Here is a 24,816-nt window from a genome sequence, read left to right as displayed (position 1 = left end):
TCGGCGGCCATCATGGGCCACCAAGCATCCACGCCGATGCCGACTCCCACGTCAAGACGGTTCCGGTCCGTCGGGGGTTCCGTTACCCACCCGGTACGGCCGCGGCCGGTGCGGGGCACCCGCGCGTACGGAGCGTATCGGCGCGAGGCCGGATCGTTATGCTCAATTCTCCCTCAGATGTACTGACGCTGTGCGCGCCACGTCACTACTGTCCTCCCAACCGAGGAGGACGGAGCCACAAGCCGATGAGCGGAGTATCAGTGACCAAGGACGTGCGGGACGCGGCCGGTGCCGCGGACGACCTGGTCGTGCTGAGCAACGTCAACAAGCACTTCGGCGCGCTGCACGTGCTTCAGGACATCGATCTGAGCATTGCCCGCGGTGAGGTCGTCGTGGTGATCGGCCCTTCGGGGTCGGGCAAGTCCACGCTGTGCCGGACCATCAACCGCCTGGAGACGATCGATTCGGGCAGCATCACCGTCGACGGCAAGCAACTGCCCTCCGAGGGCAAGGCGCTGGCGAAGCTGCGCGCCGATGTGGGCATGGTCTTCCAGTCGTTCAACCTCTTCGCGCACAAGACGGTGCTGCAGAACGTGATGCTGGGCCAGCTCAAGGTCCGCAAGGCGGACCAGGCGGTGGCGCTGGAGAAGGCGAAGTCCCTCCTCGACCGGGTGGGTGTCGGCTCGCAGGCCGACAAGTACCCGGCGCAGCTCTCGGGCGGCCAGCAGCAGCGCGTGGCGATCGCCCGCGCCCTGGCGATGGACCCGAAGGTGATGCTGTTCGACGAGCCGACCTCGGCCCTCGACCCGGAGATGATCAACGAGGTGCTGGAGGTCATGCAGCAGCTCGCCCGGGAGGGGATGACCATGGTCGTCGTCACGCACGAGATGGGCTTCGCCCGCTCCGCCGCGAACCGGGTCGTCTTCATGGCCGACGGGAAGATCGTCGAAGAGGCCACGCCCGAGCAGTTCTTCAGCAACCCGCGGAGCGACCGCGCCAAGGACTTCCTCTCGAAGATCCTGCACCACTGACCTTCGCATCTGGTAGTGATCCGGTGACGGATCGTCGTCCAGCACGCACGTCGCACGTCTCAGTTCACCGCTGTCTCACGTCTCACTTCGAGGGAAGTCCACCATGAAGCTCTCCAAGGTCGGCGCGGCCGCCGCCGTCGCCGTTGCTCTCGCCCTGACCGCGACCGCCTGTGGCGGCGACAGCGACAAGACCGCCGGTGACGGCGGCTCGACGCCGGGCGGCAAGGACAAGATCGTCATCGGCATCAAGTTCGACCAGCCGGGTGTGGGTCTGAAGACCCCCGACGGCAAGTTCACGGGCTTCGACGTGGACGTGGCGACGTACGTGGCCAAGGAGCTCGGCTACGAGCCGAACCAGATCGAGTTCAAGCAGGCCGTCAGCGCCGAGCGCGAGAACCTCATCGCCAACGGCGACGTGAAGCTGGTCGTCGCGAGCTACTCGATCAACGACAAGCGCAAGGCGCGGGTCGACTTCGCGGGCCCGTACTTCCTCGCGCACCAGGACCTGCTGGTCCGCGCCGACGACACCTCGATCACCAAGGCCGAGGACCTCAACAAGAAGAAGCTCTGCTCGGTCACCGGCTCCACCTCGGCGCAGAACGTCAAGACCAAGCTGGCCCCCGAGGCGGACCTGCTGGAGCAGGGCGGCTACTCCGAGTGCCTGACCGGCCTGGAGAACAAGAAGCTCGACGCCCTGACCACGGACAACTCGATCCTGGCGGGCTACGCGGCGCAGGACAAGAACAAGGGCAAGTTCAAGCTGGTCGGGCTGAGCCTGAGCAACGAGAACTACGGCATCGGTCTGAAGAAGGGCGACAAGGAGCTCCAGACCAAGGTCAACGCCGCCATCAAGAAGATGGAGTCGGACGGCACCTGGGCCAAGGCCATCGAGAAGAACTTCGGCCCGTCCGGCTACAAGGCCGAGCCGGCCCCCGCGGTCACCGAAGGCAGCTGACCCGGCGGCCGGTCCGCCGGCCGATCCATCGGTGAGGAGCGTCGCCGCCCGCCTGCCGCGGGCGGCGCCGTTCCCCACCGGCCCACCTGGCCATCCTGGGGAGAGCGCAGGCCATCGTGTTCGATTTTCTTGATTCCGGGCAGTACGACGTGCTCGGAGCCTTCTGGGTGACGGTTCAGCTCACCCTCTACTCGGCCGTCGGATCCCTGATCTGGGGCACCGTACTGGCCGGGATGCGGGTCAGCCCGGTACCGCTGATGCGGGGCTTCGGCACCGCGTACGTCAACGTGGTCCGCAACACCCCGCTGACCGTGCTGATCATCGGCTGCTCGCTGGGCCTGAGCCAGACCCTCGGCGTCACCCTCGGCGGCGGCACCTTCAAGGAGATCGGCTTCCGGCTCGCGGTGCTCGGGTTCATCGCCTACACCGGCACCTTCGTCTGCGAAGCGATCCGCTCGGGCATCAACACGGTCCCGGTCGGCCAGGCCGAGGCCTCCCGCGCCCTGGGCATGAGCTTCCTCCAGACGCTCACCCTGATCGTGCTCCCCCAGGCCTTCCGGGCGGTCGTCGCACCGCTCGCCAACGTCTTGATCGCCCTCACCAAGAACACCACGGTGGCAGCGGCGATCGGCGTGGCCGAGGCGGCGCTGCTGATGAAGGAGATGGTCGAGAACGAACCGCAGGACCTCTTCGCCGTCTTCGGCGTCTTCGCCCTCGGATTCGTCCTTCTGACCCTGCCCACCGGCCTGTTCCTCGGCTGGGTGGCCAAGCGCGTGGCGGTGAAGCGATGACCTCGGTGCTGTACGACGCCCCCGGCCCCCGGGCCAAGGCCCGCAACTGGATCTACAGCGGCGTCTTCCTCGTGCTGGCCGCCGCCCTCGTGTGGTGGGTGCTGTCCTCCCTGTCGGACAAGCACCAGCTCGACGCCGACAAGTGGAGCCCCTTCGTCGACGGCCAGGTGTGGACGACGTTCCTGCTCCCCGGCCTCGGCGAGACCCTGCGGGCCGGCGCCATCGCCATGGTGATCGCCCTCCCGTTCGGCGCCCTGCTCGGCATGGGCCGTCTCTCCGACCACACCTGGGTGCGCGGCATCGTGGGCACCTGGGTCGAGTTCTTCCGGGCCATCCCGGTGCTGATGCTGATGCTCTTCGGCTCCGCGTTCTACGTGCAGTACACCGGCGTGGACTCCGAGGTGCGGCCGCTGTACGCCGTGATCACCGGCCTGGTCCTCTACAACTCCGCGGTCATCGCCGAGATCGTCCGGGCCGGCGTCGATTCACTGCCGAGGGGCCAGACCGACGCCGCGAAGGCGATCGGCATGCGCAAGGGCCAGGTCATGACCTACGTCCTGATCCCGCAGGCGGTGACCGCGATGCTGCCGGCGCTGGTCAGCCAGCTCGTGGTGATCCTCAAGGACACCGCGATCGGCGGCGCCGTGCTGGGCCTCGCCGAACTGCTCTCCACCTACCGGCAGATCTCGGCGAACTACAGCAACATCATCCCGACCCTGATCGTGATCGCGGCGATCTACATCGCGGTGAACTTCGCCCTCACCACCTTCGCCTCCTGGCTGGAGGGCCGCCTGCGCAAGTCGAACCGGAGCACCGGCGCGATGGTCCCGGTGACCCTCGACGCGGGCAACAACAGCGGCGGCATCTGACCGTCCGTCCGGCGCGGCATCGGACATCTGCTCGGACCCACGTCCGGCATCCGGTCTGACAGCCGGTCAGTACACTGGCGGGACACGTGTGGTGCGGCGGAACTCATCCGCCGCACCACTCGGCATTGTCCGGCCCGGCGTCACTTGACGCAGGCACCTCCAGTGGGTTGCATACGTTCTGTGATCACATACCGGACACCGGGAGCCACATCATGGACCCGGTGATCGTCGTCGGCGCGGGGCCCGTCGGGCTGTCCCTGTCCCTCGCCCTGGCCGGCCAGGGCGTGCCCTGCGTCGTGCTCGACGAGGGATCCGGCAAGGACGAGCTCCGGCCCGCCCGCACCGTCGCCCTGCACGCCGACACCGCCGCGATGGTGCACCGGCTGGGCTGTACGACCCTGCGCGACGAGGGCACGTACTTCACCGCCTGGCGCACCCTGCGCGGCGGCCGCGCGTCCCAGCGGATCACCTTCGAGGACGGCCCGGCCCCGATCCACCTCCCCCAGCACGCCCTGACCCGCGGACTGCGCGACGCCGCCGCCGCGCACCCCCTGGTCCAGCTGATCACCGAGAGCAAACTCGACGCCCTGGAGCAGGACGAGCGCGGGGTCACCGCCCACACCCGGGGCGCCGAGACCACGTGGTGGCGCGGGAGCCACCTGGTCGGCTGCGACGGAGCCCGCTCCACCGTGCGCAAGCTGCTCGGCGTCCGCTTCCCCGGCCGCACCGCCGTCGAGCGGCACGCCGTGGCCGCCCTGCGCACCGAACTGCCCTGGCCCGGCGAGGCGTTGCTGCACCGCAGCCCGCCCGAGGAGGTCACCGCGCGGCCGCTGGCCGACGGGGCGTACCGGCTGGACTGGCTGCTCCCGGCACGCGGCGAGCTCGTCACCCCCGATGCGCTGGTGACCCGGATCCGCGACAGCCTCGCACTGTGGTGCGGGGGCACGACTCCCCCGTACGAGCTCCTCGACACCGGGGTCCACACCCTGCACCACCGGCTCGCCCGGCGCTGGCGCGACGGACGCTGCTTCCTCGCCGGGGACGCCGCGCACCTGCTCGGCGCGCTCGGCACCCAGGGCGTGGAGGAGGGGCTCCGGGACGCGGAGAACCTCGCCTGGAAGCTCTCCCTCGCCTGGCACCAGGGCGCCTCGGAGGCTCTCCTCGACAGTTACGAGGCCGAGCGCCGCAGGGCGGTGGCCGCCCGGCTGCGCGCCGCCGACCAGGCCATGCCCGTCCTGCGCACCGGGGGCGGCCTGCGCGCGTACCTCCCCGGAGCCTCCCGGGCCGCCGAACTGCTCCTGACCGACGGTCATTTGGGCCGCGGGCCGCTGGGCGCGGCGCCGGTGTACGCCCCGCCCGTGGCCGTCCACGACGTGCCCACCGCCACCGAGCCGGGCGCGGCCGTCGAGAACGTCCCGGTGACCGCTCCCGACGGCTCCACGGTGCCGCTGCGCGACCAGCTGGGGCGGGGCCGGGTCCTCGTCGTCCTCGTCGCCCCGGGCACCGGGGTCTGGGACCGGCGGCACTGGGTGGGCGCCGGCCTGATGCCCCGCCTCGCGGCGGCGGTCTCCGCGCTCCCGGTCCGGGCGGAGCTGCTCGTGGCGGACGGCTACCCGGGGGCGGCGGCGCACACCGTGCTCCTCGTACGCCCTGACGGCCATCTCGCGGCCACCTTCGCCGGGGTCCACCCGGCCGAGCTGTACGAGGCCGCGGACGCGGTCCGGCACGGCGAGCCGGAGGCGGCACCGGATCCGGCACGGGCGCCCAGGGCTCTGCCCGCCGCCGCACCCGTGGTCGATTGAGCGATGATCGATTGACCCTCCGGCCGAGTCGTGCTTCACTCGCGGACATGACCGGCAACGACGTACGCCTGTGGCGGAGGGTCCATATGGACCTGCTCCGCTACGCGGGCTGCGTCTGTCGCCCTTCCTGCTGATTCGCAGATTCGCCTTGCCTTCGCGCGCCCCTCGTGCGGCGCGTACTCTCGCGAACCCCCAGGACGGTCATCCTCCATGTCTGCACCCACGCACGCCCCTGCCCCGGCCGCGGCCGCGGCCCCCGCTCTCTCCGCGGCGGACCTCCTCGCCTTCACCCGGCGCATCGCCTCCGACCCCGAGCTGATCGCCTCCCTCCCCCTCGACCCCGAGGGCAGGACGTGGATCCGCCTCGACGGCCCCGGCGGCAGCGAGGCCTGGCTGATCGGCTGGCCGCCCGGCACCGGCACCGGCTGGCACGACCACGCCGAATCCCGGGGCGCGTTCACCACCGCACGCGGGAACCTCACGGAGAACTCCCTTGCGGTCCGCCTCCCTTCGGAGGGCTGGCAGTCCCTCTCCCTGGCCCCCGACGTGGACCGCACGCGCGCCCTCGGTGCGGGCACCGGGCGGGCCTTCGGCGAGCACCACGTGCACGAGGTGCTCAACGAGTCGGCGACGGAGCACGCGATCTCCGTGCACGCGTACTACCCGCCGCTCCCCCTGATCCGCCGCTACAGCCGCACCGGCCCGGTGCTCACGCTGGAGCAGGTCGAGCGTCCGGCGGACTGGCAGTGAGCGGCATCGACGCGCTGATCGACCGGCTGCGGACCACGTACGCCCGCGTGGACGCGGCCCAGGCGCACGCGGAGTCCCTGACCGGGGCGCTGCTGGTCGACATCAGGTACCAGGCGCTGCGCGAGCGGGACGGACTGATCCCGGGCGCCCTCGTGATCGAGCGCAACGAACTGGAGTGGCGCCTCGACCCCGAGGGCTCCCACCGCCTCCCGGAGGCGGTGGACCACGACATCCGCGTCATCGTCATCTGCAACGAGGGCTACGCCTCCACCCTCGCGGCGGCCTCCCTCCACGCCCTGTCCCTCCCCCACGCCACGGACCTCACGGGCGGCTTCCAGGCCTGGAAGGCGGCGGGCCTCCCGGTCACCGCGCCTTCCTGACGCGGAGCCCGCCCCGCTGCGCCGGACTCCGTCCGGCGGTGGCGGGTCCGCGTGGCCGACCCCGGCCACCCCGGGTCACCGGGGTCCGGGGCGGAGCCCCAGGGAGCCCGCGCGGCCCGGTACCCCCCTTCGGCCTCGCCGGCGTTCGAAGCGCGGGTCCGGGCAGCGTCCGGGGAACGGTGGAAGGGCGGGTAGGGGAGGCCCCGCGCAGCGGCGCACCCGCAGCCGGGGCTGCGCACCCCGCGTCAGCGCGGCCGCCCCCGGCCCCGGGCGCCGGCGGCGAGGCACGAGGAGGGGGCCGGGGACGGGTCCCCGTGGGGCGGAGGCGCTAGGCCTTGGCCGTCGCGAGGTCCACCGGGCGGGGCCGCATCGCCACCCGCCCGGCGAAGCCCGTGGCGCACAGCGCCACCAGCCCCGCCCCACCCACGACCACCGCGTACGCCAGCGGAAGCACCACCGCGGCGGCCGCCCCCGTCATGCCCACGCTGAACGCGGTCAGGACCGCCAGCGCGATCCCCGACCCCAGCACCACCCCCATCAGGAGCACCGCCAGCGCCTCCACCCGCAGCATCCCCCGCACCTGCCGCCGCGTCGCCCCCGCGAGCCTCAGCATCGCGAACTCCCGCAGCCGCTCCCCCGTGGACATCGCCAGGGTGTTGGCCACCGCGATCGCGGTGAAGGCCAGGACGAGCCCCATCGCCAGCAGGTTGATCTCCGACCCGGCCGCCTGACGTTCCGCCCGCGCCCCGTCCGCCTCGGCCGCCGACAGCACGGCCACGCCCGGGTACTCCCGTACCGCCGAGGCCAGCGCCGCCCGCCCCGCCGGACCCGCCGGACCCGCCGGACCCGCCACCAGCACGCTCGACGCCAACGGGTCGTCGACGTGCGCGGCCACCAGACCGTGCGGCAGCGTCACGTCCCCGAAGCCCAGCCCCCGCGCGTACACCGCGGACACGGTCAGGGTGACCGGCGTTCCGTCCCCGAGGGTCAGCGAGAGCGGGCTGCCGGGCTTCAGCCCCAGCTGGTCCGCGGCCAGTTCGCTCACCGCGACGCTCTTCTCCCCGAATCCCGCCAGGTTCCCGGCCGTGACGCCCGGGTCCCAGGTCCGGTCGAGCCCGGCCGGGGTCACGCCCTGCGCCGCGTACTTCGTGAGCCCCACCCGGATCGAGGTGTGCACGATCTCGGTGGCCGCGAGGACCCCCGGGGTCCGGCGGATCCGCTCGGCGGCGGCGCCGGGGACCCCGGGCCCCCGGCCCTGGAGCACCCACTCGGCCCGTACGCCCTCACGGGCCTGCGCCCGGGCGGCGTCGCCGAGCGTCGGGGTGACGAAGAGCACGGTGCAGGCCATCCCGATCAGCAGGGTCAGCGGGGTGACGGCGGAGGCCATCCGGGTCGCGTTGCCGCGCAGGTTCGCGGTGGCCAGCCGGCCGCCGGGGCCCGCCAGCCGCAGCGGCCCGGCGAGCAGCGCGGCCGCGCCCTTGACGATCAGCGGGCCCAGCAGCGAGACGGCTCCGGCGAGCACCACGACGGCGAGGAAGGTGACCGGGGTCGAAGCCGGCTCGGTGCGCAGCGTGCTCAGTACCGCGACCAGGACCGCGCCACCCGCCAGCAGCAGCGCCCCGGCGACGAGCCGCGCCCAGGTGGGCCGACTCCGCTCGACGGCGGCCTCGGCCAGTGCTTCGGCGGGACGCACCCGGGCCACGCGCCGTGCGGTGATCCGGGCGGCGGCCCATGCTCCGAGCAGGCTCGCGCCGACGGCTGCGGACATCGGGAAGATCCCGGCGGTGCGCTCCAGGGTCATGGGGACGACGCCCGCGCCGACGAAGCGGCCGTGCAGCCAGGCGGCCAGCGGCAGTCCGGCGAGGGCTCCGGCGACTCCCGCGGCGAGCCCCACCAGCAGCGCCTCCCGGCCGATCATGCGCCGCAGTTGCTTGGGGGTGGCGGCGATGGCCCGGAGCAGGGCGAGTTCGCGGTGGCGCTGCTGGACCGACAGGGAGAAGGTGCCGACGACCACGAGGACCGCCACGAGGAGCGAGGTACCGCCCATCGCGCCGCCCATGGAGACCAGTTTGATCCGGGCGCCCGCCGCGTCGAGGAATTCCACGGCGCCGCGCTGGTCGCCGGTGGCCACCTGCGCGGTGGTGCCCTGGAGCGCCTGCCGGATCCGCCCGGCCAGTTCGCTCGCGTCGACCCCGGCCGCGGGGAGCACCCCGATGGCGCTGACCCGGTCGTCGCGGGCTGCGAGACGCCGCGCCTCCGCCTCGCCGAAGAACAGCGCGCTCTGGTGCGCGAGGCTCCCGCCGGCCGGGGCCGCGATCCCGCTGACCGTATAGGTCTGGGGCGCGCCGGTGGACTGCACGACGAGCTCGGATCCGGGCTTCAGGGCCGCGCGGGCCGCGAGTCCGCGGTCGACGACGACCTCGTCACCACTCTGTGGGGCGCGCCCCTCGGCGAGCGTGAAGGGGGTGAGCGCGGCCGAACTCCAGGCGTGCCCGTACGAGGGCTTCGCGCCTTCTCCGCCCGCCGCGCCCCGGGTGAGCGGCACGGCCCGGAAGGTGAGCTCGGGGACGGCCAGCCCGACTCCGGGCACGGCGCGGACGGTGTCCACGGTGGCGGCCGGCAGCCAGGCCCGTTCGGCGACGGGCTTGGCCTTGTGCTTGGTCTTGACCTTCGGCGGATCGCCCTTCTTCTCCTTGACCGTCGTCACGTGGACGTTCTGGTCGGCGGAGACGACCACCGGGGCGCCCGCGTAGCGCTCGGTGGCGATCGTGCCGCGCAGGCCCGTCTCCAGGAGGGTTCCGCAGGCGGTCACGAGGGCCGCCGCACACAGCAGGGCGAGGAAGGCGCCGAGGAAACCGGCCTTGCGGTCCCTGACGGTCTGGAGTGCGTAGCGCAGCATCATGGGGAAAACTCTGCCGCCGGGGCCGCCTCGGAACATTGGAGCGCCCCGGCGTCCCGGAGCGGGGGCTAGCCCCACCCCGCACGGTCACGGCCCACCGCGCGGCCCCGTTTCACGCCGTCAGATCGTCAGGTCGTCGGCTTCTTCGCCTTCCGCCTCCAGTGCGCGGCGCACCACCCGCAGGGCCATGCCCTCGGGGTACCCCTTGCGGGCGAGCATGCCGGCGAGGCGCCGGATCCGCTTGTCCCGCTCCAGGCCCCGGGTCGCGCGGAGCTTCCGCTCCACGAGGTCCCGGGCGGTCTCCTCCTCCTGGTCGGAGTCGAGCTGCTCCAGGGCCTCCTGTACGAGGGTGGGTGCCACCCCCTTGGTACGGAGCTCCTGTGCGAGCGCCCGGCGGGCCAGCCCCCGTCCCCGGTGCCGGGATTCGACCCAGGCCCCGGCGAACGCGGCGTCGTCGATCAGGCCCACCTCCTCGAACCGGGAGAGGACCTGCTCCGACACCTCTTCGGGGATGTCCCGCTTGGCCAGGGCGTCCGCGAGCTGCCGCCGGGTGCGCGGCATCCCGGTGAGCAGGCGCAGACAGATCGCCCGCGCCTGCTCCTCGGGACTCTGGGGCGGCAGTTCCGGGCGGTCCTCCCGGCCCGCCCGGCCTTCCCGACCCTCACGGCCTTCCCAGCCCTCCGTGCGGCGGCCGCCCCGGCCGCCGCCCTCGCGGCGGCCCCGGCGACTGCCCTCGCGGCGCTCCTCAGCGCCGTCCGTGCCGTCCGTGCCGTCGGTGCCGCCCCTTGCGTGCTCCCACACGGGTCAGCTCTTGGCGACGGCGGCCTTGACCGCGGTCTTGGCCTTCGACGCGGGAGCGGGCACGGCCGCGGTCTCGGCGGACGCGTCCGCGCCGGCCTCGGCCGTGGCGGCGGCAGCGGTGTCCGTCTTGCGGATGCCGACGCCCAGCTTCTCCTTGATCTTCCGCTCGATCTCGTCGGACAGGGCGGGGTTGTCGCAGAGGAACTTGCGCGCGTTCTCCTTGCCCTGGCCGAGCTGGTCGCCCTCGTACGTGTACCAGGCACCGGCCTTGCGGACGAAGCCGTGCTCCACGCCCATGTCGATCAGGCCGCCCTCGCGGCTGATGCCGTGGCCGTAGAGGATGTCGAACTCGGCCTGCTTGAAGGGCGGCGCGACCTTGTTCTTGACGACCTTGACGCGGGTGCGGTTACCGACCGCGTCCGTGCCGTCCTTGAGGGTCTCGATGCGCCGGATGTCGAGGCGCACGGAGGCGTAGAACTTCAGCGCGCGGCCACCGGTGGTGGTCTCCGGCGAGCCGAACATCACACCGATCTTCTCGCGGAGCTGGTTGATGAAGATCGCGGTGGTCTTGGACTGGTTGAGCGCACCGGTGATCTTCCGGAGGGCCTGGCTCATCAGACGGGCCTGGAGACCCACGTGCGAGTCACCCATCTCGCCCTCGATCTCCGCGCGCGGCACGAGGGCCGCGACGGAGTCGATGACGATGAGGTCCAGGGCACCGGAGCGGACCAGCATGTCCACGATCTCCAGCGCCTGCTCACCGGTGTCCGGCTGGGACAGGATGAGGTTGTCGGTGTCGACGCCGAGGGCCTTGGCGTACTCGGGGTCGAGCGCGTGCTCGGCGTCGACGAAGGCCACGGTGCCGCCGGCCTTCTGCGCGTTGGCCACGGCATGCAGCGTCAGCGTCGTCTTACCGGAGGACTCCGGCCCGTACACCTCGATCACACGGCCGCGCGGCAGTCCGCCGACGCCGAGCGCGATGTCCAGCGCGGTCGATCCGGTGGGGATGACCTCGATGGGGTCGTTCGGCTTGTCGCCGAGACGCATCACGGCACCCTTGCCGAACTGCCGTTCAATCTGTGCGAGCGCGGCTTCGAGAGCCTTCTCGCGGTCGTTGCCTGCCATGGGTTCCACCCGATTTGCTTGAGTCGATCGCTTCACGCCATTGACGCTAACGCCTGCCACTGACAACGCGGTCCCACGTCCGTTTTGGCTGTGGATAACCAATAAGAATGCGTGTTCGATTTCCCTGTCAAGCGCGCCACGCCGGACCCGTACGCCCCACCGGCGACTGGCATGATCCACTCCCATGACGGACACCGCGGACGACACCACCTCCAGCATGTTCCCCGCCGGACGCACCGCGCTCATCGTGCGGATACCCGAAGCGGAACCCGTCGTCCGGGACTGGCGGGACCGGATCGACCCCGCGGCCCGGGCCGGCGCCGGGGTGCCGGCGCACGTGAGCGTGCTCTACCCGTTCCTCCGGGAGGACCTGATCGACGCCCCGGTCCTCGCCGGGATCGCCGCGGCCCTGCGCCCCCACCACGCCTTCGGCCTGCGCTTCGAGCGGACCGGCCGGTTCCCGGGGATGCTCTACCTCGCCCCGGAACCGGACGCCCCGCTGCGCCGGCTGACCCGCGCGATCACCGAGCGCTGGCCGGACGTCCGGCCCTACGGCGGCCGCTACCCGGACCCGGTCCCGCACCTCACGGTGGCCCAGCGCGCCGCCGAGGCCGACCTGGACGCCGCCGAGGCCGACCTGACCGGCCGGCTCCCCCTCACCGCCCGCGCCCGCGCCGTCGACCTGGTGGCCTACGACGGGACGGCCTGGCACGAGCGTGCGCGCTTCACCCTGCGGGAACCGGAAACAGGTAACTGACAACCCGAGGTTGACACTCTCTGAACTGTCAACCTAGGGTTGCACTCATGACGAACCCTTCGGTGGAACCCGTTCGCATGACCAATCCGGTACGCCTCGACGACCTGATCGAGGCCATCAAGAAGGTCCACACCGACACCCTGGACCAGCTCAGCGACGCGGTCGTCGCCGCTGAGGCCCTCGGGGACGTCGCGGACCACCTCATCGGCCACTTCGTCGACCAGGCCCGCCGCTCCGGCGCCTCCTGGACCGATATCGGCCGCAGCATGGGCGTCACCCGCCAGGCCGCCCAGAAGCGCTTCGTCCCCAAGGCCGACAAGGAGGGCGACGCCGGGATCGACCCCAGCCAGGGCTTCGGCCGCTTCACGCCCCGCGCCCGCAACGTGGTCGTGACCGCGCAGAACGAGGCCCGCGCCGCGAGCAACACCGAGATCCGCACCGAGCACCTCGTCCTCGGGCTGCTGGCCGAGCCCGACGGCCTCGCCGCCCACGCCATCGCCGACCAGGGGGTCGCGGCCGACGAGGTGCGCACCGCCGCGACCGCGAGCCTGCCCCCGGCCGCCGCGGATCTCCCCGCCCTGATCCCCTTCGACGCCTCCGCCAAGAAGGCCCTGGAGCTCACCTTCCGCGAGGCCCTGCGCCTGGGCCACAACTACGTGGGGACCGAGCACATCCTGCTCGCGCTCCTGGAGCTGGAGAACGGCACGGGGACGCTCAGCGGCCTCGGCGTGGACAAGGACGCCGTCGAGAACTGGGTCAACGACGCCCTGGCAGCGGTACTCGCCTCCGCGGACGAGGCCGGGAAGTAGAGGCGTCCGCGTCACCGGTCAGCGCGTACCGCTTCACGTACGCGCCGAGGAAGGCCTGCATCGTGGCGACGGCCGGGATCGCGATGAGCGCCCCGACCGCGCCCAGCAGGGCGGTGCCGGCGATGACCGATCCGAAGGCCACCGCCGGGTGGATGTCCACCGTCCTCGAGGTGAGCTTCGGCTGGAGCACGTAGTTCTCGAACTGCTGGTAGACCACCACGAATCCGAGGACGTACAGCGCGTACAGCGGGTCGACCGTGAAGGCCAGCAGCATGGGCAGCGCGCCCGCCAGGTAGGTGCCGATGGTGGGGATGAACTGCGACACCAGTCCCACCCACACCGCGAGCGCGGGCGCGTACGGCACGCCCAGCACCGCGAAGACGATGTAGTGCGCGATCCCGGAGATCAGTGCCATCAGCCCGCGCGAGTAGAGGTATCCGCCCGTCTTGGTGACGGCGATCTCCCACGCCCGCAGTACCTCCGCCTGCTTCCTGGGCGGCAGTACGGAGCACAGCGCGCGGCGCAGTCGTGGCCCGTCGGCGGCGAAGTAGAAGGAGAACAGGCCGATCGTCAGCAGCTTGAACAGCCCGCCGAGCACGGTGGCGGACACGTCGAGCACGCCGCTCGCACTGTTCTGCGCGTACTTCTGCAGCCAGTCGGAGTGCAGCAGGCTGTCCTGGATGTCCAGCCGGGACAGGTGCGTGTGGAAGGTGTCGTTGATCGAGCGGATCAGCGCGTCGAGATAGCCGGGGAAGCCTTCCACCAGGTCCACGATCTGCGCGGCGAGGACCGAGCCGAGCAGGACGACGAATCCGGCGGCCGCCGCGAACACCCCGAGGAACACCAGGAAGGTGGCGAGCCCGCGGCGCATGCCGCGGGCCTCCATCCGGGCCACGGCCGGCTCGATCGCGAGCGCGAGGAAGAACGCGATCAGGATGTTGACGAGCAGCCCGATGAGCTGGTGGAAGGCCCAGCTGCCGAGCTGGAAGCAGGCCACCAGGGCCAGGACGAGGACCACCGCGCGCGGCAGCCAGCGCGGCATCCGGGCATCCGGCGGAGCCGGTTCACCGGCAGGGCCCGGCGCACCGGGCTCTCCCGTTACGGGGCCTGCGGCCGAAGGGTCCGCCGCGGCCGCCGGGCGGGTCCGCGGCGCGCTCCGGGGGGCTTCGGTCCGGTCGGTCGTCTCATCACTGGCTGCCACGCCGACCAGTCTGTCCCACGGGCGCCGCGAACCACGAAGCATTCGCCGCGCTCCCGCCCCGAGACGCCGGACCGGGAGCGGGGACGACCTGCGAAAGGCCCCGAACACGACCTGCCGCCCCCGGCCGGTGAACGGCAGACCGGGCGTCTCGCGCTAGCGCAGCGAGGCGGGCACGTCCACCGCCGAACACACCGCGCGCCAGACGTCCTTGGCCTCCCAGCCCGCGTCCAGCGCCTCGTGGACCGTGCGTCCCCCGAGCTCCGTCATGACGTGGTCCCGCGCGAAGGAGTCCGCGTAGCCCGCGCCGAAGTGCTCGGCCATCCGCTCCCAGAAAATCGTCAACCGCATGCCTCCAGTATCCCGCCCCGGAGAGTGCACCCTCCCCGTTCGGGCCACCTCGGCGCAGCCCGGGCCCCTACGGTTCCTGGCATGCCTGGAGACGAAGCCTGCGCCCCGGCGGCGACCACAGCGACGGCGGCGGCCACAGCGGCCACGCCGCCCACGGCGACGGGCGCGCTCGCCCGTGCCGAGCAGTTCATCTGGCTCACGGCCCGCGTACTGGAGCAGCGCCGGTTCGCGTTCCACTTCCTGGGCGGGGACGCCGACCCGGTGGACACCGCTCTCGGCGCCTACCTGGGCGGCGACGGCGGCTACGGCCACGCCCTCGACCCGGATCTGCGCGGTCCGCTCAGCCACCCGCTGCACACCGCCCACGCCCTGCGTGTCCTGGACGGCCTGGGCCGCTGCGCCGGGCAGCGCATCGAGCGGCTCTGCGCCCACCTGGCCCGGGTGTCCACCCCGGACGGTGCGCTCCCCGCGACCGCCCCGGGCTCCGGCGGCTATCCCGCGGCCCCGTACCACCCGCTGCACGACGATCCGCCGGGCGACCTGCTGGCCACCGGTCCCGTCGTCGGGATCCTGCACCGCAACCGGGTGTGGCACGCGTGGCTGTTCCGTGCGACGGACTTCTGCTGGGACCGGGTGGAGAACCTGCGCCACTGGCACCCGTACGAGATCCGCGGCGCGGTGGCCTTCCTGGACGGGGTGCCCGACCGGGCCCGGGCCGCGGCGGCCGCCGACCGGCTGGGGCGCCTCGTCCGCGAGCAGCGGCTCGTCGTACTGGACGCCGTACTGGACCCCGTACTCGAACCCGTGCCGGCCCCGGCGCCGGGCGAGCACCTGTACCCGTACGACTTCGCCCGCCGCCCGGAGTCCCTCGCCCGCGGCTGGTTCACGGACGCGGAGCTGTACGGCTCGCTGCGCTTCCTGGCCGGCCTGCAGCAGCCGGACGGCGGCTGGCCGGTGGGCCGCGGGGCGTGGGCGCCGGGCAGCGCGCTGGAGCGGCGCCCGATCGCCACGCTGGAGGCGCTGCTGACGCTGCGCGCGTACGGCCGGCTGCCCGGCCCGGTCAGCCTCCCAGGGCCCGCAGCCCCGCGGTGACGGCCACGGCCGCCGCGACCACGACGAGGAACGGGGCCCGCAGCAGCAGCGCGACCCCGGCGGCCGCGAGCCCGGCGGCGCGGGCGTCGAGCACGAGCTCCTGACCGGTGGCGAAGGTCTGCTGCGCGGTGAGCGCGGCGAGCAGCGCGACCGGCAGCAGCGCGGCGAGCTTGCGCACCGCGGGCCGCTCCAGGGCGCCCGCGGGGACGAGCAGACCGGCGAGCTTCACGGCGTAGCAGCCGGCGACGGTGAGTCCGATGGCGATCCAGACGTTCACGAGCGGCGTCCCTTCATCCACAGCACGGCCGGCGCGGCCAGCGCCGCGATCAGCACGGGCACCCCGGCGGGCAGGACCGGCAGCAGGCCCAGCCCGAGAACGAGGGCCAGCGCGGCGACGGCCCGCTCGGTGCCGGTCTTCAGCATCGGCGCCAGCAGCGCCAGGAACACGGCGGGCCCGGCGGCGTCCAGCCCCCACGCCCTGGTGTCCCCGATGGCCTCGGCGCCGAGCGCGCCGAGCAGGGTGGTGAGGTTCCACAGGACGTAGAGGGACAGCCCGGTCACGGTGAAGCCGAGCCGGGCGGACTTCCGGTCGGGCTGGGCCAGGGCCACCGCGGTGGTCTCGTCGATCACCCAGTGCGCGGCGAACGGCCGTACGCCCTTGGGCAGCGCGAGCAACTGGGACAGCCGCAGCCCGTAGAAGGCGTTGCGGGTCCCGAGGAAGAAGGCCCCGGCGGCGGCCGTGAACGGGTTCCCGCCCGCGGCCAGTGCCCCGACCAGCGCGAACTGCGAGGCCCCGGTGAACACCAGCAGGCTCAGCACGCACGCCTGGAGGGTACTGACCCCGGCCCCGGCAGCCGTCACCCCGAAAGCGAAGCCCGACAGCCCGACCGCGACTCCGACGCCGAGCGCGTCCCGGACCACGGCGGCGCGCGGCTTGCCCGCCGCGGGCATCCCGCCGGGAGCCGCCGCCCCGCCGGGGGCTTCCCGGTCGGGTCCTTCTCGTATGACCATCCGCTGTTCTCCCACGCCCCGAAACTACGTGGGCAGCTCCGGCCCGGTCTTGTACGTTCTTGCACCATGCACGAAGTGATCAAGGAAATGGCGCAGCGGCTGGCCGGGGTGCCCGGCGTACGCGGAGTGATGCTGGGCGGCAGCCGCGCCCGCGGCGAGCACGGCCCCGCGTCGGACTGGGACCTGGGCGTCTACTACCGCGGCGCCCTCGACCTCGCCGCGCTGGGAGAGCTGGCCGGCCCGGACGTGGAGGTGGCCGGCCCGGGCGGCTGGGGCCCCTGGGTCAACGGCGGAGCCTGGCTGCGCGTCGACGGCGTGGCGGTGGACTGGATCCTGCGCGACCTGGACCGCGTCGAGCGGGTCTGGGCGGACTGCCGCGAGGGCCGCTACGAGGTGGGCGTGCAGCCGGGGCACCCGCTCGGCTTCTGGTCCCCGTGCTACCCGGGCGAGGTGGCCCTGGGCCAGGTCCTGGCGGACCCGGCGGGCGAACTGGCCGCCCTGCGCGCCACGGTCTCGGCCTACCCGGAGCCGCTCCGCGACGCCCTGCTGGCCGGGGCCTGGGAAGCGGAGTTCCTCGCCGCGGGCGCCGCGAAGGGCGCGGCCCGCGGGGACGCCCTCTACGTCTCCCTGTGCCTGTCCAAGGCCTTCGGCATCCTCGTCCAGGCCCTGTACGCGGCGGACCGCCGCTGGTGCCTGAACGAGAAGGGCGCCCTGGCCGCGGCGGAGCTCCTGCCGAGCGCTCCGGCGGGCTTCGGCCCCCGCGTCCGCACCCTGCTGGGCGCCCAGGGCACCACCCCCGAGGCCCTGACGGCCACGGTCGCCGAGGCCCGCACCCTGATCGAGGAGACCCGCGCGGGCCTGGCCTAGGGGGCGCACAGGGTCTGCTCCCAGGGGTGGCCGAAGGTGCCGAAGCCGCCGGTCCAGCCGCTGCCCGGGCGGCGTGAGGGCCCGCAGGGCGGGCCGCACGAGGCAGTCCGCTCGCCGGTCGGCGTGTCCCTGAGGCCCCAGGTGACGGGCGGGCCGGCTAACCGGCCGCCCGCCCCCGCCGGTACGCGCCCGGCGGTACCCCCACGATGCGGGTGAAGTGCCGGTTCAGGTGCGGCTGGTCGGTGAAGCCGACGGTGACGGCGGCCTCGGCCGGCGGGGTCCCCGCGTCCAGGAGCAGCCGCGCCCGCCTGACCCGGGCGTCGGTCAGCCAGGTGTGCGGGGGCATGCCGTACCGGTCCCGGAAGGCCCGCAGCAGGGCGAAGGGGCTCGTGCCCAGCTCCGCCGCGAGCTGCTCCAGCGACGGGGGCTCCCCCATCCGCTCCTCCAGGACGGCCCGGGCCCGCTCCGCGTCGGAGGCACCCGCGCGGCCGGCCGTACGGGCGGGCAGCGGCCCGGCGTGCCGGGTCAGCATCCGGGCCACCACCCCGCGCAGCACGGTGTCGGCGGCCAGCGCGTTGCCGGCCTCGGCGGCCCGGTGGACCTCGGTGATGGCCCGCGAGGCCTGCGGGTCGGTGACCATGGCGGCGGTGAAGCCGGGGGTTCCGCGCAGCGTCCCGATCTCGGTGGCGACCTCGGCGATCAGCGCCCGGGAGGGGTAGAGGGTCGCGTAGGCCCAGCCCTCGGGGACCCCGGCGCGGGCGGTGTGCGGGACCTCGGGGTTGATCAGGACCACGCTGCCGGGTCCGGCGCGCAGGGTGTCCCCGGGCAGGCCGATCTCCTCGACGCCTCCGGTGACGGCCGCGATGACGTACCCGTCGTGGGCGTGGCGCGGGAAGGTGTGGCGGACGTAGTGGGCGCGCAGAAGGTCCAGCCCGGGCAGTTCCGCGTACTGCCAGTGCCGCGCCCATTCCCGGCGGCCCTCGCCCGCTGCGCGGCGGCCCCCGTCCGCTTCAGGGCGGCCCTCTTCCGCTCCCCGGCCGCGGCCTTCGTCCGCTCCGGTCGTCCCCGTGCCCATCCCCCCATTCTGCGCCCGTCCCGGGCGGGGTGTTTCCACAGGTCCCGCGGGTTGTCAGTGGGCGGGTGCACGATGGGGGCATGTCCGGTACCGCGCTCGACTCGTTCTCCCCCGCGACCCGTTCCTGGTTCACGGGGGCCTTCGTCTCGCCCACCGCCGCCCAGGAGGGCGCCTGGCGGGCCATCGGGGCGGGCTCGGACGTGCTGGTGGTGGCCCCCACCGGCTCCGGCAAGACCCTGGCCGCCTTCCTCGCCGCCCTCGACCAGCTCGCCTCGACCCCGCCCCCGGCGGAGCCGAAGAAGCGCTGCCGGGTGCTGTACATCTCGCCGCTGAAGGCCCTGGCGGTGGACGTGGAGCGCAATCTGCGCAGCCCGCTGACCGGCATCCGGCAGGAATCGGTGCGCCTGGGCCTGCCCGAGCCGGAGATCCGGGTCGGGATCCGCTCGGGCGACACCCCGCCGGCCGAGCGGCGCGCCCTGGTGACCCGGCCGCCGGACATCCTGATCACCACGCCCGAGTCGCTGTTCCTGATGCTGACCTCGGCGGCCCGCGAGGCCCTGGCCGGGATCGAGACGGTGATCCTGGACGAGGTGCACGCGGTCGCCGGGACCAAGCGCGGCGCCCATCTCGCGCTGTCCCTGGAGCGGTTGGACGAGCTGCTGCCCCGCCCCGCGCGCCGGATCGGCCTGTCGGCCACGGTCCGCCCGGTGGAGGAGGTGGCCCGGTACCTCGCCCCGCGCGGCAAGGTGGAGATCGTCCAGCCGCCCTCCACCAAGGAGTTCGACCTGTCGGTCGTCGTCCCGGTCGAGGACATGGGCGAGTTGGGCGGCTCCCCCGCCACCGAGGGCAAGGAGGGCGGCGACAAGCCCTCCATCTGGCCGCATGTGGAGGAGCGGATCGCCGATCTGGTCCAGGCCCACCGGTCCACCATCGTGTTCGCCAACTCCCGCCGCCTCGCCGAGCGCCTGTGCAACCGGCTCAACGAGATCGCGTACGAGCGCGCCACCGGCGGCCCGCTGCCCGAAGGGGCGCCCCCGGCCGAGATCATGGCCCAGTCCGGAGCCGCCCAGGGCGCTCCGCCGCTGCTCGCCCGCGCCCACCACGGCTCGGTCTCCAAGGAGCAGCGGGCCCTGGTGGAGGAGGACTTGAAGGCCGGCCGGCTGCCCGCCGTGGTCGCCACCTCCAGCCTGGAGCTCGGCATCGACATGGGCGCCGTCGACCTCGTCATCCAGGTGGAGTCCCCGCCGTCGGTGGCCTCCGGGCTCCAGCGGGTGGGCCGGGCCGGGCACCAGGTGGGCGCGGTCTCCACCGGAGTCGTCTTCCCCAAGTACCGGGGCGACCTCGTCCAGGCGGCCGTGGTCACCGAGCGGATGCGCACGGGCTCGATCGAATCCCTGCGGATCCCCGCCAACCCGCTGGACGTCCTCGCCCAGCAGCTCGTCGCGATGACCGCGATGGACACCTGGCAGCTCGACGACCTGCTCGCCCTGGTGCGCCGGGCGGCCCCCTTCGCGGCGCTGCCCGACTCGGCCTTCACGGCGGTGCTGGACATGCTGGCCGGCCGCTACCCGTCGGACGCCTTCGCCGAGCTCAGGCCCCGCGTCGTGTGGGACCGCGTCGCCGGTACGATCACCGGCCGGCCCGGCGCCCAGCGGCTCGCGGTCACCTCGGGCGGGACCATCCCGGACCGCGGGCTCTTCGGCGTCTTCCTGGCGGGCTCCGACCCGAAGAAGGGCGGCGGCCGGGTCGGCGAGCTCGACGAGGAGATGGTCTACGAGTCCCGCGTCGGCGACGTCTTCACCCTCGGCACCAGCTCCTGGCGGATCGTGGACATCACCCGCGACCGCGTCCTGGTCACCCCCGCCCCCGGCGTCCCGGGCCGCCTCCCCTTCTGGAAGGGCGACCAGCTGGGCCGCCCGCTGGAACTGGGCCGCGCGCTCGGCGCGTTCCTGCGCGAGCTCGGCGGCCTGACTCCCGAGGACGGCCGGCTGCGCCTCCTCGCGGCGGGCCTGGACGCCTGGGCCGCCGAGAACGTCCTGTCCTACCTCTCCGAGCAGCGCGAGGCCTGCGGCCACGTACCGGACGACCGGACCATCGTCGTCGAGCGGTTCCGCGACGAACTCGGAGACTGGCGGGTCGTCGTCCACTCCCCCTTCGGCGCCCAGGTCCACGCACCGTGGGCGCTGGCGCTCGGCGCCCGCCTCTCCGAGCGGTACGGGATGGACGCGCAGGTCATGCACGCCGACGACGGCATCGTGCTCCGCCTGCCGGACGCGGACCTGCTGAGCATGGACCTGGACCTGCTGGACCACGACCCGGCGCCCGGCACCTCCTCCCGCTCCTTCGACTTCGACGACGACAAGCCCCCGCTGGGCGCCGCGGACGTGGCCTTCGACCACGGTGACGTCCAGCAGATCGTCACCGACCAGGTCGGCGGCTCCGCCCTGTTCGCCTCCCGTTTCCGCGAGTGCGCGGCCCGCGCCCTGCTGCTCCCGCGCCGCAATCCCGGCAAGCGGACCCCCCTGTGGCAGCAGCGCCAGCGCGCCTCGCAGCTGCTCCAGGTGGCCTCCGAGTTCGGTTCGTTCCCGATCGTGCTGGAGGCCGTACGGGAATGCCTGCAGGACGTCTTCGACGTGCCCGGCCTGACCGAGCTGATGGGGGACATCGAGGCCCGCCGGGTCCGCCTCGTCGAGGTCACGACGGCCGAGCCCTCCCCCTTCGCCCGCTCCCTCCTCTTCGGGTACGTCGCCCAGTTCCTCTACGAGGGCGACTCGCCGCTCGCCGAGCGCAGGGCGGCCGCGCTGTCGCTGGACTCCCGGCTGCTGGCCGAGCTGCTCGGCCAGGCGGAGCTGCGCGAACTGCTCGACGCGGAGGTGCTGACCGAGCTGGAGCGGGAGCTCCAGTGGCTGACGGAGGACCGGCGGGCCAAGGACGCCGAATCGGTGGCCGACCTGCTGCGCCTGCTGGGCCCGCTCACCCCGGCGGAACTGGCGGAGCGCGGCGCGGAGCCCGAGTGGGCCCCTTCCCTCGCCGCCTCCCGGCGGGCGATCCGGGTCCGGATCGGCGGCGAGGACCACTGGGCGGCCATCGAGGACGCCGGCCGGCTGCGCGACGCGCTGGGCACGGCGCTCCCCGTGGGCGTCCCGGAGGCGTTCACCGAGCCGGTGAAGGACCCGCTCGGCGATCTCCTGGCCCGGTACGCCCGCACCCACGGCCCCTTCACCACCGTCACCGCGGCGGCCCGCTTCGGGCTGGGCACGGCCGTCACGGACGGCGCGCTGCACCGGCTCGCGGCGGCCGGGCGGGTGGTCCAGGGCGAGTTCCACCCCGCCGGCATCGGCCAGGAATGGTGCGACGCCACCGTGCTGCGCCGGCTGCGGCGCCGCTCCCTGGCCGCCCTGCGCCAGGAACTGGAGCCGGTGCCTCCCGCCTCCCTCGCCACCTTCCTCCCCCAGTGGCAGCACCTGGGCGGAGCCCTGCGCGGCATCGACGGCCTGGCCCGCGCGATCGAACAGCTCCAGGGCGCCGCGGTGCCCGCCTCCGCCCTCGAACGGCTGATCCTCCCCTCCCGCGTGGCGGACTACTCCCCCGCCCTCCTGGACGAGCTCACCACCACCGGCGAGGTCGTCTGGGCCGGCGCGGGCGCCCTGCCGGGCAAGGACGGCTGGGTCTCCCTCTACCTGGCGGAAGCGGCCCCCCTCCTCCTCCCGCCGCCCCACCCCCTGGAGCTCGGACCGCTCCACGAGGCGGTCCTCTCCGCCCTCTCCGGCGGGTACGGCCTGTTCTTCCGCCAGCTCACGGACCGGGCCCGCGCCCTGCACCCGGACGCCTCGGACGCGGACCTCTCCTCCGCCGTCTGGGACCTGGCGTGGTCGGGCCGCCTGACCAACGACACCCTGGCCCCCCTGCGCTCCCTCCTCGGCTCGGGCCGTACGGCGGGCGCCACCGCCCACCGCGCCCGCCGTACGATCCCCCGCGGCCGCTACGGCACCCTGACCACCCCTGCCTCCCGTACGGGCCCGCCCACGGTGTCGGGCCGCTGGGCCCTGCTCCCGGTCCACGCCCCGGACCCGACCCACCGCGCGCACGCCCTGGCCCGCACCCTGCTCGACCGGCACGGGGTGGTGACCCGGGGCGCGGTGGCCGCGGAAGGCGTGGAAGGCGGATTCAGCGCGGTCTACCGCGTCCTGTCCGCCTTCGAGGACAGCGGCCAGGCCCGCAGGGGCTACGTGGTCGAAGGCCTGGGCGCGGCCCAGTTCGCCATGGACGGCGCGGTCGACCGCCTCCGCGCGGCCGAGCGCACCCCGCCCCCTCTGGCGGCGGTGGTCCTCGCCGCCGCCGACCCGGCGAACGCCTACGGCGCGGCCCTTCCCTGGCCGGAGCCCCCCACCGGAGCCACCCACAAGCCGGGCCGCAAGGCCGGCTCCCTCGTCGTCCTGGTCGACGGCGAACTCACCCTCTACCTGGAGCGCGGCGGCAAAACCCTCCTCGCCTGGCCCGCCCCCGACGACCCCCGCCTCACCGCCGCCCTGACGGCCCTCACCGCGGCGTCCCGCAAGGGCACCCTCCCCACCCTCACGGTGGAACGCATCAACGCCGCCCCCTCCCTCACGTCCCCCTACGCCCCGCCCACAGAGGCCACAGGCTTCCACGCCACCCCCCAGGGCCTCCGCCTGCGCACCTAGGGGGTGGCTGCCCGGCTAGGTGGCTGCCCGGCTACGGTGCGGGCATGGCGAATTTCGTGCTGGTTGCAGGTGCGCGGCTCGGGGCGTGGGCGTGGGGCGAGGTGGTGCCACATCTGCGTGCGGCCGGCCACGGCGTCCATCCGCTGACGCTGTCGGGCCTTGCGGACAAGCGCGGTGTACCGGCCGGGCAAGCGACTCACGTCCAGGACATCGTCGCCGAAGTGGAACTCCAGGATCTGCGGGACGTGGTCCTGGTGGATCACAGCTACTCGGGCATCCCGGTCGGTCAGGCCGCGGAGCGGATCGGTGACCGACTGGCTCGCGTGGTATTCGTCGACTCAAGCGTCCCCACTGACGGCGAGTCGTTCGTCTCCGCCTGGCCGGACGGCGGGGCGGCGGTGGAGGCGTCGATCGCCGAGAACGGAGGGTTCTGGCCGCTCGCGCCGGCTGCTCATTACGACGGCGAAGGTCTCACCGATGAGCAGATCGCGCGCCTCGTGCGCGGCTCGACACCTCACCCGGGCGCCACGCTGACCGAGCCCGCCGTGCTGGCGGGGCCGCTCGGCGAACTTCCGGCGACATACATCCTGTGCGTGATGCCAGGGGCCGAGCCGCACGACGCCGAGCCCGACGAAGATGTCGCCGAGCTGCTGAACAGCGAGCACTGGCGGCTGGCCACGATGGACACCGGCCACTGGCCGATGTTCTCCCAGCCGCGCGAGCTGGCGCGGATTCTCCTCAATGCCGCCGAGGAGCACTGACCACAGCCGTTCGCCGCCGGCCACTACAAGGGCTCGCAGCGAGGCCGCGGTACTTCCTGAGGCGTGAGGCGGAGGACCCCCCACTCGTCCCCATGACGCTCACGGTAGTGACGCGCCGGGTCGGCCCTGCCCGGGATGCCGCAGCAAATCCCTCGGCGACGCAGTCGAACGCGGTTCTTGCGGGAGACGTACGCCGTCCCAGCAAGCCCCCGATCCGGACGGCCGGCCCGGCCCGATGCGACGAGAACGCCGGAGAGCAGCCGCGCTGCCCGCCCGTCACCACCATGAACATGGTCGTCCGACCCTGCCAGAACCTCGTTGGTCCACGATCTCGGGGCCAGGAACGGGAGCCGTCTGAAGACCCGGTGCTAGGTGCCGTTTCGCCACCATCGCCGGAACAAGCCACCGATCCGGCCCCACGGGCCACACTCAACACCGCCCCCTGTCCCATCAGTGAGATCACCCCGCCCCACCAAACAGAACCCCACCCAGCCGTCCGGGGCGCACCCCCCGGAATCAGCATCCGCCGCGCAGCCCCAAGGAACAGGACCGGGCCACACCTCCCGGAACGGGCCTGGGGCGCACCCCCCGGAAACACGGCCCGAGGGCAGCCCCAAGAAACAGACCCAGGACGCAGCCCCCAGAAACAGGCCGAGGCGCACCCCCAAGTAACGGGCCCGAGGCAGCCCCCCGGAAACAGGGCCCAGGAATCAAACCCCAGGAAACAGCGTCCGCGGCGCAGCCCCGAGGAACGGGCCCAGGACGCAGCCCCCAGAAGCAGGGCCCGGGGCGCACCCCGCAAGGAAC

General features: G+C 73.5%; 22 protein-coding genes. 14 read left to right on the top strand and 8 right to left on the bottom strand.

Going from position 1 to position 24,816, the window contains the following annotated elements:
* The first annotated feature begins 245 nt into the window (after window positions 1–245).
* The 8 genes from ACWCP2_RS32550 to ACWCP2_RS32515 all read left to right on the top strand — a co-directional run bounded on the left by ACWCP2_RS32550 (window position 246) and on the right by ACWCP2_RS32515 (window position 6,578).
* Window positions 246–1,031 carry an amino acid ABC transporter ATP-binding protein gene (locus tag ACWCP2_RS32550; protein WP_450912153.1) on the top strand — a complete coding sequence of 262 codons (786 nt, stop codon included), beginning with the start codon at window positions 246–248 and terminating at the stop codon, window positions 1,029–1,031.
* Between the two features lie 103 nt (window positions 1,032–1,134).
* A complete protein-coding gene (locus ACWCP2_RS32545; protein WP_450912152.1) occupies window positions 1,135–1,986 on the top strand; it encodes a glutamate ABC transporter substrate-binding protein in 852 nt (283 codons plus the stop codon).
* A gap of 116 nt (window positions 1,987–2,102) precedes the next feature.
* Complete coding sequence (locus tag ACWCP2_RS32540) at window positions 2,103–2,777, top strand: amino acid ABC transporter permease (RefSeq protein WP_450912151.1); 675 nt, start codon at window positions 2,103–2,105, stop codon at window positions 2,775–2,777.
* On the top strand, window positions 2,774–3,646 hold the full coding sequence (locus ACWCP2_RS32535; protein WP_450912150.1) for an amino acid ABC transporter permease: 873 nt from the start codon (window positions 2,774–2,776) through the stop codon (window positions 3,644–3,646). The genes ACWCP2_RS32540 and ACWCP2_RS32535 overlap by 4 nt, the downstream gene beginning before the upstream one ends.
* Before the next feature lie 212 nt (window positions 3,647–3,858).
* A complete protein-coding gene (locus tag ACWCP2_RS32530; protein WP_450912149.1) occupies window positions 3,859–5,448 on the top strand; it encodes an FAD-dependent monooxygenase in 1,590 nt (529 codons plus the stop codon).
* A 47-nt stretch (window positions 5,449–5,495) separates the two neighbouring features.
* Window positions 5,496–5,582: a putative leader peptide gene (locus tag ACWCP2_RS32525; protein ID WP_311318651.1), complete on the top strand. Its 87-nt coding sequence runs from the start codon at window positions 5,496–5,498 to the stop codon at window positions 5,580–5,582.
* Window positions 5,583–5,658: 76 nt separating this feature from the next.
* Window positions 5,659–6,198 (top strand): cysteine dioxygenase, encoded by a 540-nt coding sequence (locus ACWCP2_RS32520; RefSeq protein ID WP_450912148.1) that lies wholly within the window; start codon window positions 5,659–5,661, stop codon window positions 6,196–6,198.
* Window positions 6,189–6,578, top strand: a complete 390-nt coding sequence (locus ACWCP2_RS32515) for a rhodanese-like domain-containing protein (protein ID WP_450912159.1) — start codon at window positions 6,189–6,191, stop codon at window positions 6,576–6,578. Before ACWCP2_RS32520 ends, ACWCP2_RS32515 begins: the two co-directional genes overlap by 10 nt.
* Window positions 6,579–6,906: 328 nt before the next feature.
* Here ACWCP2_RS32515 and ACWCP2_RS32510 read toward each other — a convergent pair whose 3' ends face one another.
* The 3 genes from ACWCP2_RS32510 to recA form a co-directional block, all read right to left on the bottom strand.
* Window positions 6,907–9,480: an FtsX-like permease family protein gene (locus tag ACWCP2_RS32510; RefSeq protein WP_450912147.1), complete on the bottom strand. Its 2,574-nt coding sequence runs from the start codon at window positions 9,478–9,480 to the stop codon at window positions 6,907–6,909.
* 117 nt (window positions 9,481–9,597) lie between these two features.
* Complete coding sequence (gene recX, locus ACWCP2_RS32505) at window positions 9,598–10,278, bottom strand: recombination regulator RecX (protein WP_450912146.1); 681 nt, start codon at window positions 10,276–10,278, stop codon at window positions 9,598–9,600.
* Between the two features lie 3 nt (window positions 10,279–10,281).
* Window positions 10,282–11,403, bottom strand: a complete 1,122-nt coding sequence (gene recA / locus ACWCP2_RS32500; protein ID WP_250751812.1) for a recombinase RecA — start codon at window positions 11,401–11,403, stop codon at window positions 10,282–10,284.
* Window positions 11,404–11,587: 184 nt separating this feature from the next.
* Between recA and ACWCP2_RS32495 the strand changes: the two genes are divergently transcribed.
* Both ACWCP2_RS32495 and ACWCP2_RS32490 read left to right on the top strand, forming a co-directional pair.
* Complete coding sequence (locus tag ACWCP2_RS32495) at window positions 11,588–12,160, top strand: 2'-5' RNA ligase family protein (RefSeq protein WP_450912145.1); 573 nt, start codon at window positions 11,588–11,590, stop codon at window positions 12,158–12,160.
* A 47-nt stretch (window positions 12,161–12,207) separates the two neighbouring features.
* Window positions 12,208–12,969 carry a Clp protease N-terminal domain-containing protein gene (locus tag ACWCP2_RS32490; RefSeq protein ID WP_450912144.1) on the top strand — a complete coding sequence of 254 codons (762 nt, stop codon included), beginning with the start codon at window positions 12,208–12,210 and terminating at the stop codon, window positions 12,967–12,969.
* Here ACWCP2_RS32490 and ACWCP2_RS32485 read toward each other — a convergent pair.
* Both ACWCP2_RS32485 and ACWCP2_RS32480 read right to left on the bottom strand, forming a co-directional pair.
* On the bottom strand, window positions 12,917–14,011 hold the full coding sequence (locus tag ACWCP2_RS32485) for an AI-2E family transporter (protein ID WP_450912143.1): 1,095 nt from the start codon (window positions 14,009–14,011) through the stop codon (window positions 12,917–12,919). The genes ACWCP2_RS32490 and ACWCP2_RS32485 overlap by 53 nt on opposite strands.
* A 312-nt stretch (window positions 14,012–14,323) precedes the next feature.
* A complete protein-coding gene (locus ACWCP2_RS32480) occupies window positions 14,324–14,518 on the bottom strand; it encodes a DUF3046 domain-containing protein (RefSeq protein WP_214955542.1) in 195 nt (64 codons plus the stop codon).
* A gap of 81 nt (window positions 14,519–14,599) precedes the next feature.
* On the opposite strand from ACWCP2_RS32480, the gene ACWCP2_RS32475 reads away from it, so the two are divergent.
* A complete protein-coding gene (locus tag ACWCP2_RS32475; protein WP_450912142.1) occupies window positions 14,600–15,610 on the top strand; it encodes a hypothetical protein in 1,011 nt (336 codons plus the stop codon).
* On the opposite strand, the gene ACWCP2_RS32470 is transcribed toward ACWCP2_RS32475, so the two are convergent.
* Together ACWCP2_RS32470 and ACWCP2_RS32465 are read right to left on the bottom strand one after the other, a co-directional pair.
* A complete protein-coding gene (locus tag ACWCP2_RS32470; protein ID WP_450912141.1) occupies window positions 15,579–15,887 on the bottom strand; it encodes an AzlD domain-containing protein in 309 nt (102 codons plus the stop codon). The genes ACWCP2_RS32475 and ACWCP2_RS32470 overlap by 32 nt on opposite strands.
* Window positions 15,884–16,621, bottom strand: coding sequence for an AzlC family ABC transporter permease (locus tag ACWCP2_RS32465; RefSeq protein ID WP_450912140.1), 738 nt, complete (start codon window positions 16,619–16,621; stop codon window positions 15,884–15,886). The genes ACWCP2_RS32470 and ACWCP2_RS32465 overlap by 4 nt, the downstream gene beginning before the upstream one ends.
* A 66-nt stretch (window positions 16,622–16,687) precedes the next feature.
* On the opposite strand from ACWCP2_RS32465, the gene ACWCP2_RS32460 reads away from it, so the two are divergent.
* The gene (locus ACWCP2_RS32460; protein ID WP_450912139.1) at window positions 16,688–17,488 is read left to right on the top strand and encodes a nucleotidyltransferase domain-containing protein; all 801 of its coding nucleotides are present in this window, start codon (window positions 16,688–16,690) and stop codon (window positions 17,486–17,488) included.
* A 157-nt stretch (window positions 17,489–17,645) separates the two neighbouring features.
* On the opposite strand, the gene ACWCP2_RS32455 is transcribed toward ACWCP2_RS32460, so the two are convergent.
* Window positions 17,646–18,563, bottom strand: coding sequence for an AraC family transcriptional regulator (locus ACWCP2_RS32455; RefSeq protein WP_450912138.1), 918 nt, complete (start codon window positions 18,561–18,563; stop codon window positions 17,646–17,648).
* An 80-nt stretch (window positions 18,564–18,643) separates the two neighbouring features.
* Here ACWCP2_RS32455 and ACWCP2_RS32450 point away from each other — a divergent pair, with 80 nt between their 5' ends.
* Window positions 18,644–23,248, top strand: a complete 4,605-nt coding sequence (locus tag ACWCP2_RS32450; protein WP_450912137.1) for an ATP-dependent helicase — start codon at window positions 18,644–18,646, stop codon at window positions 23,246–23,248.
* A gap of 44 nt (window positions 23,249–23,292) precedes the next feature.
* Window positions 23,293–24,009 (top strand): alpha/beta fold hydrolase, encoded by a 717-nt coding sequence (locus tag ACWCP2_RS32445; RefSeq protein WP_450912136.1) that lies wholly within the window; start codon window positions 23,293–23,295, stop codon window positions 24,007–24,009.
* The last annotated feature ends 807 nt before the right edge of the window (window positions 24,010–24,816 follow it).

It is taken from the genome of Streptomyces sp. NPDC002104, from assembly GCF_053593795.1.
This window is presented reverse-complemented; position numbering and strand designations above follow the sequence as displayed.